The organism is Streptomyces sp. NH27 (genome assembly GCF_056859195.1).
Map to the genome: position 1 here is coordinate 1 of NZ_JACEGK010000514.1, position 5842 is coordinate 5842.

The window sequence follows — 5842 nt, forward strand, 5'->3', positions numbered from 1 at the left end:
AGTTGACGCCGTGCCGTGCGCGGGGGCGGGGGCGGAGCAGCCGACGGGCGCCGATCACCCGTCAGACCGCCCGCAGCCGCAGCCTGATGGTGCGGGCCTCCGGGCGCAGGGCGAACTCCGGTGCCACGTCGGGGCCGCAGGCCCGCGAGCCCAGACCGTGCTGGGCGGCGTCCACGATCAGGTGACTCGCCGTGGCGGCGGGCAACTCGAAGGGGTGGCCGGCCCGGGCGATCTGCTGCGGGGTGTGGCGGCTGAGGGTGAAGCCGGGACGGCGTCCGCGCGTGTCGGGCAGGGCGGTGACGTGCAGCAGGCCCGTGCCACCGCTGGTCAGCGTCAGCTCCCGCAGGGCCGAGCGGTGTCCGCTCTCCTGGGGGCGCGCGTACGGCACCCCCAACTCCCCTACGTCTGCGGCGAACCGGCCGGTGCGGGCGGCGCGCACGCTGTCCGGGTAGGACTCCAGCGGGCCGGTGCCGAACCACTCGGCGCCGTCCACGGGGGTGTCCCCGTCGGGCAGTTCGAGGTGGATGCCGATCCGCGGCCACACCGTGGACCATCCGTTCGACGGCGCCGCCTCCACCCGCAGTTCGAGCGCGTCGCCTTCCAGCGACCACACGGACTCGACCGTCACCCACAGCCCCGAGTTCGCCGCCGAGACGCGGTCGACCGTGCGCATCGCGCCGTCGGCGCACTCCACGGACATCCGGCGCGTCGTCAGCCGGTCGAGGCCGTCGCGCCGCCACAGCGCGGCGTGGGAGAGCCCGGCGACGTTCGCGTCGCCGTCCGGGTCGCCCTCGGCGCCCTCGTCGTTGTCGGTCGGTGCCCGGAACAGCTCGAGCCTCGGGCCCGTGACGGGACGGCCGGCCAAGCGCACCAGGCAGCCGCCGGCGAACTCGGCGATGCCGAGCGCCAGCGTGCCTTCGGCGGGCCGCCAGTCGCCGCGGGCATGCGCGGCAGGCACCGCGCGGGGCGCCGAGCGGTCCAGTTGGGCGGTCGCCACCACATGGCCCTGTTCGGCCCAGGCGGTCGCGGTCGCGAGCACCGCGTCGACGGTGAACCAGGTCTCGGTGTCCTCCGCTACGGGTATCGGCGGCAGCGGCACCCCGGCCGCGCTGCCCGCCGCCACGACCGGCGCCTCCAACGCGCCCTCGGCCACCGCCGCCCCGTCGTGCTCGACCCGCCAGCGGTAGCACAGGTCGGAGGTGTCGGCCGAGTGGCGCAGATTGGCGATCTGCACCACACCTTCGGTGAAGGAGAAGCGCACCGGCTGCACGACGGCCTTGAACTCGTGCAGGCTCGGCGTCGGCACGTCGTCGCTGAGCAGCATGCCGTCCATCACGAAGTTGCCGTCGTGCACGACCTCGCCGAAGTCGCCGCCGTAGGCGAAGTAGGGCGTGCCGTCGGGGGCGGTGGCGGCGATGCCGTGGTCGCGCCACTCCCACACGAAGCCGCCGTGCAGCCGCGGGTGGGTGCGCGTCAGTTCCTCGTACGCGTCGAGCGCGCCGGGTCCGTTGCCCATCGCGTGGGCGTACTCGCACAGCACGAACGGCTTGCCGCGCTGCCGGGCGCCCTGCGCGGGGGTGCAGCCGGGCAGGGGTGCGCGCGAGCCGTCGGTGCCGATCTGCTCGCTCTCGCGCACCGAGGCGTACATCCGCGAGTAGACGTCGGTGTAGGCGCCGGTGTGGTCGCCCTCGTAGTGGACGGGCCGGCCGCTGTCGCGGGCGTGCACCCACGCCGACATGGCGGCGAGGTTGTCGCCGGTGCCCGCCTCGTTGCCGAGGGACCACATGACGATGCTGGGGTGGTTCTTGTCACGCTCGACGGTGCGCCTGATGCGGTCGAGGTACGCCTCGCGCCAGGCCGGGTCGCCACTCGGGTTGCCGGCCCAGCCCACCGCGTCGAAGCCGTGGGTCTCCAGGTCGCATTCGAGCACGACCCAGAAGCCGAGTTCGTCGGCGAGGTCGAGCAGCCGGGGGTGGGGAGGGTAGTGGCTGGTGCGGATCGCGTTCACGTTGAACCGCTTCATCCGGGCCAGGTCCGCGCGGGCGTGCTCCTCGTCGAAGACGCGGCCGCGCTCGGGGTGGGCCTCGTGGCGGTTCATCCCGTGGAAGACCACCCGGCGGCCGTTGACGAGGAAACGGTCGCCGCGGATCTCGACCGTGCGGAAGCCCAGCCGCACGGTGACGGTCTCGGCGGCGCTCGCCACCGTCGCGTCGTACAGCCGCGGCCGCTCGGCGGTCCAGGGCTGAACGGCACCCGCGTCCAGCGGCGCGACATCGGCCGGGGTGGCCCAGACGCGTTCGATGCCGAGTTCGGGCACGCGCAGGGTGACCGGGAAGGCCGCCGGGTCCGCGGTGATCTCGGGGTCGATGCCGCCCCGGCCGTCCGCGAAGCCGGTCCGAAGCCAGACGTCCTCGATGCCGCCGGCCGGGCGGGCGTGCAGGGTGACGTCGCGGAAGACACCCGGCAGCCACCACTGGTCCTGGTCCTCGACGTAGCTGGCCGCCGACCACTGGTGCACCCGCACCGCCACCACGTTGTCGCCCGGCCGCACGGCCGCGGTCACGTCGAACTCGTGGGCCAGCCGGCTGCCGCTCGCGCCGCCGATCTCCGCGCCGTTCACCCAGACCCGGAACAGCGACTCGACCCCGTCGAACCGCAGCACCACCCGCTCGGCCAGGTCCCACTCGTCCGGCAGCGTGAAGCGGCGGCGGTAGTCGCCGGTCGGGTTCTCGTCCGGCACGTGGGGCGGGTCGATCGGGAACGGGAACTGCACGTTGGTGTAGTGCGGCCGCCCGTAGGCCCCGTCACCCTGGAGCACCCAGTGGGAGGGCACCGGGATGGTGTCCCAGCCGCTGTCGTCGAACGCGCCGGCCGCGAAGTCCGCCACGACCCGCGCCGTCGGCGACAGTCGGAACCGCCACGGCCCGTTCAGGCTGAGGGCCGGGGCGTCGGAGTGCAGCCAGGAGCGTGCGGGGCGCAGGGCACCGCGCCCCGGCGCGCGGTCGGCCACGTACGCGGTGTCTTCGGGGGCTGTGCGAGAGGAGGACACAGGGGTCACGACTCTTTCTCGTAAAGGGCTGTGCGGGGGGCTCCTTGCGACCGCCTATCGCAGGACGAGCGTGCGGATCTCCCAGCCGCCCAGGGTCAGGTCGAGGACGCCGTCGGCCGGCTGGGCGGACAGTGGCCGGCCGAGCAGGTCGACGGTGGCCGCCTCGGTGAACGCGCCCGTCACACGGGCCTGGGTCCCGGTGTCGCTCATGGCGGTCAGCCGGACCTCGGTGCCGGCCCCGCCGTCCGGAGTGCCGACCCTGCGGATCGCCGAGACGAGCACGTCGGCGCCGTCGACCCGGATGCCCTCGGTGTCCGGGGGCAGGGCGCCGCCCGCGGGGGCGGCGCCGCGGGCCACCAGCACGTCGTTGCGGAAGAGTTCGGCCGCACCGACGGCGCCGGCCGCCTGCCAGCCGCCGGCCGAGGGCAGTACGGCGATCCGGTGCGTGATCCGCATCCCGAGGTCCTGCGCGCCCGGCGCGGGGATCTCGCTCGCCGCGGGCTCGTCGCGGTAGGGGTGGATGTTGACGCTGATGGAGCCGACCGCCCGCAGCAGGGTGACGGCGAGTTCCGTGCCGTCGCCGACGACCTCGTACTCCGCGGCGTGGTCGACCAGCACGGTGACGGGGCCGGCGGAGACGAACTGGCCGGCCGGGTAGGTCGGCAGGGGGTGCTCGCCCCAGCCGCCCTCGGCGGTGAGCCCGCGCGGGGTGACGGCGAACTGCCCGGCCGACGCGGAGCCGGTGACGGGCTCGGGCAGGGGTACGTGGAAGCGCAGCCGGTGGTCGGCGGAACGGTTGAGGAAGGACAGCGAGATCCGTACGAACGGCTCGCCGGCCCGCAGCTCCACCACGGTCTCGACCGGGGTCGCCACGGTCTGCCCGCTGCGCACGTCACGGTCCTCGGTGAGGGCGGCGGGCCAGTGGTAGACGCGGGTGATCCGGGTGCGCGCCCGCAGCGGGCCCTGCTCCACGACCTCGACGGCGACCTCGGCGGCTTCCTCGACCAGCACGTCACCGGCCGGGGGGCCGTAGTTGTAGCTGTCGCCGCGGTCACCGCCGTCGACCAGCCGGCCGAGTCCCCGCAACACGGTGCCGTCGGCGCCGGTGACGTCCACGGTGCCGTCGGCGCGGACCTCGACGTCGACCAGGCCGTTCGCCAGGGTGCGGCCGGCGGCCGTGGCCGGGGTGAAGCCGGGCTCGGGGGCGTGCTCGGGGGCGTGCTCGGCGGGTGCGACCCGCACGCTCGCCAGGCCCGAGGCGGGCACGCGCACCGGCACCAGGGCGGTGGCGCGGGCTTCCTCCAGGGTCAGCACCTGCCACTCCCCCGGGTGTGCGGCCGCGGCCTCGGCCACCTGGCGGCGCAGGATCAGCAGGTCGAACGGGCCGGACGACGGCACCTCGGCGAGGTGGAAGACGAGCCTGCCCGGGGTGAGTTCATAGGTGTCGATCTGCCGGCCGAACAGCTCGCGGCGGTGGATGCGGCGCAGCACCCGCTCGACCTGGGAGGCGTCCATCACCTCGTCGCTGAGCACGGTCGGCGCCTGGGAGATCAGCTGCACGGGGTGTACCGAGCCGTCGGCGGCGGTCGCGGCCAGGGCGCCGCCCTCGGCGGGCGCCGCCACGTCCACCTCGATGTGGGCGGTACGGGCGAACGGCAGCGGGTTGCCGACCAGGTGGGCGTCGCTGGGCACCGCGGCGGCGGGCTCGGCGAGGGCCGCTTCCCGTACCGCGCGTGCGGCCTGCGCCGCCTCGGCGAGCCGCGCGTCGACCTGGTCGCAGGTCTCGTCGGTTCCGGAGCCCACGACCGAGTCGTGCGCGGTGGACTCGATGATCTTGTGCCAGGCCAGTTCCAGGAACGGGGCGTCGTCGCGCCCGGACCACAGCGCGCCGGCCCGTTCGGCGTGATCGACGGTGCGCTCGGCGGCGGCCATCCGCTGCTTGAGCCCGAGCCGGACCGAGAGCACGCCCGGCAGGATGTTGCCGCGTACATGGCTGCGCAGTTCGCCGGTGACGACGGCGGTCGGCTCGTCGCGGACATGGACGCGGAGGTACTCGTCGAGTGTGGCCAGGGTGATCGGGTGTTCGTCGCTGGAGGCGCGCCGCAGCCACTCGGTCAGCCGCGGATCGGGGGCGTTGTGGTCGGTGCCGGCCATGGCGAGCAGCGGGTCGCCGCCCCAGCGGTCGGCGGTCATCTCCGCGTAGTCGGCGAGCGCGCGGCGGATGTCCTCGGGTACCAGCAGCACGTCGAGGCCGTTGTCGTAGCCGTCGAAGAGGAACTCGGTCCGGACCTCGGAGCCGTCGGGGGCCCGCCAGCGGAAGGCGTGGCCGTCGACGCTTCCGGGCACTCCCCGCCACAGCGCGGCGTGGGCGATCCCGGCGCGGGCAAGGATCTGCGGCATCTGCGCCACGTGGCCGAACATGTCCGGCAGGTACCCGATCGGCATGGCGCCGCCGAGTCGCTGCGCCGCGGCCCAGCCCATCCGCAGGTTGCGCACGATCGTCTCGCCCGAGCACAGGAACTCGTCGAGCAGGATCAGCCAGGGGCCGACGGAGAGCCGGCCCTCGGCGACAAGGGCGGCGACGCGGTCGCGGTTGTCCGGCCGCATCTCCAGGTAGTCCTCGACCGCTGCCATCTGCCCGTCGACGGTGAACCGGAAGTCCGGGTGTGCCTCGGCGGTGTCCAGCACGGTGTCGAGCGCGGTCACCAGGCGGTGCCGGAAGACCTGGAAGGGCTCGTACCACTCCCGGTCCCAGTGGAAGTGGGGGACGAAGACAGCGGGTTTGGGCATGGG

Annotated in this window: 2 protein-coding genes; both read right to left on the reverse strand. The window is 74.4% G+C overall.

The window, feature by feature from the left end:
- Nucleotides 1–61: 61 nt before the first annotated feature.
- Nucleotides 62–3010, reverse strand: coding sequence for a glycoside hydrolase family 2 TIM barrel-domain containing protein (locus tag AC13HU_RS30710; RefSeq protein ID WP_483045243.1), 2949 nt, complete (start codon nt 3008–3010; stop codon nt 62–64).
- A gap of 93 nt (nt 3011–3103) precedes the next feature.
- Nucleotides 3104–5842: glycoside hydrolase family 38 N-terminal domain-containing protein (locus tag AC13HU_RS30715; RefSeq protein ID WP_483045244.1), on the reverse strand; the 2739-nt coding region annotated here is incomplete at its 5' end.